The sequence below is a fragment of the Planomonospora algeriensis genome (assembly GCF_977012225.1).
The window spans coordinates 1-3,052 of record NZ_CDRNDK010000620.1 but is presented as its reverse complement, the minus strand read 5'-3'; the positions used below and the strand labels follow the sequence as shown (position 1 = coordinate 3,052).

Below are 3,052 nucleotides of genomic sequence, written 5' to 3'. Positions count from 1 at the left end.
CTGGCCGCGCAGCCGGCCGACCACGACGTCCAGCAGGCTGGGGGCGTCCCTGCCGCCTTCCCTGCCGCCGTCGCCCTCCCCGCCGGTCCCGTCCGCCCGGCCGTCCTCCGTCTCCGGCCGCCCGGCGGGCTCCTCCACGACGGGGAACGGGACGAACGCCGGGCCGTACGGCACGACCTGGCGGACGGGCCCGCGCGCGCCCGCCGTCCCGTGGCTCGGGTCCGCCTGGTAGGGGCCGGAGACGTAGGCGGCCTTGAACCGGGTCATCCCGGTCGTGTCGAATTTGAGGTAGCCGTTCCCGGGCGCGGACGGCAGCTCGTAGGCGTCGGCGACGCCCAGCACGACCCGGCTCTCCATCGCCGAGAAGGTGCGCAGGCCGATCCGGTAGGACAGGTGGGTGTCCAGACCGCGCAGCCTGCCCTCCTCCAGCCGCTGGGAGGCGAGCAGCAGGTGGACGCCGAGCGACCGGCCCAGCCGGCCGATCATCACGAACAGCTCGATGAACTCGGGCTTGGCCGCGAGCAGCTCGCTGAACTCGTCGATCACGACGAACAGGGTGGGCAGCGGCTGCAGGGGGACGCCCTGCTCGCGGGCGCGCTCGTAGTCGCGCAGCGAGGCGTAGTTGCCCGCGGCGCGCAGCAGCTCCTGGCGGCGGACCATCTCGCCGTGCAGGGCGTCGTGCATGCGGTCGACGAGGGGGAGCTCGTCCTCCAGGTTGGTGATCACCGCGGAGACGTGGGAGAGGGAGTCCAGGCCGAGGAAGGTGGCGCCGCCCTTGAAGTCGACCAGGACGAAGTTCAGGATCTCCGACGAGTGGGTCATGGCCAGGCCGAGGACCAGGGTCCGCAGCAGCTCGCTCTTGCCCGAGCCGGTGGCGCCGATGACCAGGCCGTGCGGGCCCATGCCGCCCTGTGCCGACTCCTTGATGTCGAGCTCGACCATGCGCCCGTCCCCGCCGAGGCCGATGGGCACCCGCAGCCGGTTGCGCCCCGCCCGGGGCCGCCAGACCACCGCCGGGTCGAGGCGGGCCGGGTCGCCCACCCCGAGCAGGTCGGTCAGCGAGGTGTTCGCCGTGAGCACGTCCTGCTCCTCGCCCCCCTTGGCGGTCGAGGCGCGCAGGGGGGCGAGCTGCCGGGCCAGGCCCTCGGCCCGCAGGAAGTCCAGCCGGTCGGGGTCGCCCAGCCGGGTCGAGCTCTCCTTGCCCGCGTGGTCGACCTTGATCATGAAGAAGCCGTCCGGCCGGACGTCCAGCCGGAGCGTGCTCTTCTCCTCCACGGCCCCGGCCGTGCCGGACAGGTCGATGACGGTCACGCCCTGGATCGCGTCGGCGCCGAGCTGGGAGTCGTGCGGGATGTGCCCGCCGTCGACGATCAGCACGTGGTACGGCAGGGCGTCGGCGGAGGCGCCGGGCCGGAAGCGGGCGCGTTCCTTCAGGTCCTCGCCGACCAGCCGGTCGAGGTCGGCGAGGGTGCCGGACATGAGCCGGGCCTGTCCGGCGGCGTCGGTCTCCTCGGGGTGCAGCGCGTGGGGCAGCCACTTGACCCAGTCCCACTGCGCCATCCACTCGCCGCCCGCGCAGACCATGATCCGCAGGTCGTCGGGGGAGTGGAAGACGGCCATCTGGGCGACCATCGCCCGGACCAGCCCGCGGACGGCCACCGGGTCGCCGGTCAGCCTGATCCGGGCGAAGGAGTGCAGGGCCACGGCGACCGGGAGGTGCGGGACGGTCGAGTGCGTCCGGACGAACCGGCGCAGCGCGCCGGCCGAGAGGGCGTCCAGGTCCTCGACCGGTTTGGAGTCCGGGGGGATGAGCTGGATCGCGAGTTTCTGCACGCCGGTGCCGAGCCGTACGGTGCCGAAGTCGTCGTCGCGGGGCCGCCGCTCCCACAGGCGCGGTCCCAGGGCGATCCACCACAGGGAATCGGGGGCGGGGCTGCTCCATTCGAGCGCCTCCCGCTGCTGCACGGCGGCGCGCCGTACCCGCTTGCGGACCTGGGACAGGTAGCGGAAGTAGTCGCGGCGCAGGCCGTTCAGGCGGGACTTGCGCTCCCCGGACTGGCGGCCGAGCTGGCCGATGGTCATGCCGACCATGGACAGGGCGAACAGACCGCTGGCGACGTACATGACCGGGTTGGTGTTGCCTCCGGCGGTGAACATCAGGCCCATGGCGGCGCCGCCCGCCAGCATGGGGACGTAGGTCATCACCCCGGCGAAGCCCTGCGACTGGACCTCGGGGATCTCCGGAGGGGACTCGAGGAGGATCTCGCCCCGCGGCGGTTTGGGCGGGGGGCGGCGCTCGGGGCGCCGCACGACGACGATGCTCACCCTGGAAATGCCCTCCTGTGCCTGGACGTCTTCCCCGCCGCCGGTGGACGCGTCCACCCGGGCGGCCCGGCGGCGCCTGACGGCCGACCGCCGCGCGTGATCCACATTGTGCCGCTACCGTATCGGCCATATCCGAGATATCCCCTATGTCGGCGATATTCGTGATGCCCACGGGAGAGGGAAACGGCTGTGCTACCGCTGAGTCAACCACCCGTCCAGGGACCGGGAGCGCAGGGGGTGGCGGTCCGGTCCACCGCGCCGCTGCCGCCGCTGTGCCACGTCACGATCGTGGCCCCCCGCGTGAAGGCCGACCTGGCGCTGCCCGCGGATATCCCGCTGCCGCACATCCTGCCGGGCCTGCTGCAGGCGGTGGGCGAGACGGGCGGCGGCGCCGCCGCGGTCCCCGTCTGGGTGCTCCAGCGGATCGGGGGCGCCCCCCTCGACCTCGGCCAGAGCCTGGGCTCCCTGGGCGTGCTCGACGGCGAGGTGCTCTACCTGCGCCCCCGCGACGCCGTACTGCCCCCGGCCGTGTTCGACGACGTGGCCGACGTGGTCGCCACCAGCGTCAAGGAGGGGCCGAGCAACTGGGAGAAGAGGCACACCCGGCTGACCGGGCTGGGCGCCGCGGTGGCGCTCCTGCTCACCGGGACGATCGCGCTGGTGGCCGCCGGGCCGCCCTGGACGGTCCCGGCGGTGCTCGCCGCGGTGCTGGCGCTCCTGCTGCTCG

At 73.7% G+C, this 3,052-nt stretch carries 2 protein-coding genes; one reads left to right on the top strand and one right to left on the bottom strand.

What is annotated here, in order from left to right; all coding sequences use genetic code 11:
* A partial coding sequence (gene eccCa, locus ACWJ6R_RS33500) for a type VII secretion protein EccCa (protein WP_449066063.1) occupies positions 1-2,325 on the bottom strand: 2,325 nt, incomplete at its 3' end.
* A 237-nt stretch (positions 2,326-2,562) separates the two neighbouring features.
* Here eccCa and eccD point away from each other — a divergent pair.
* The coding region (gene eccD / locus ACWJ6R_RS33495; protein WP_449066062.1) for a type VII secretion integral membrane protein EccD at positions 2,563-3,052 on the top strand (490 nt) is incomplete at its 3' end.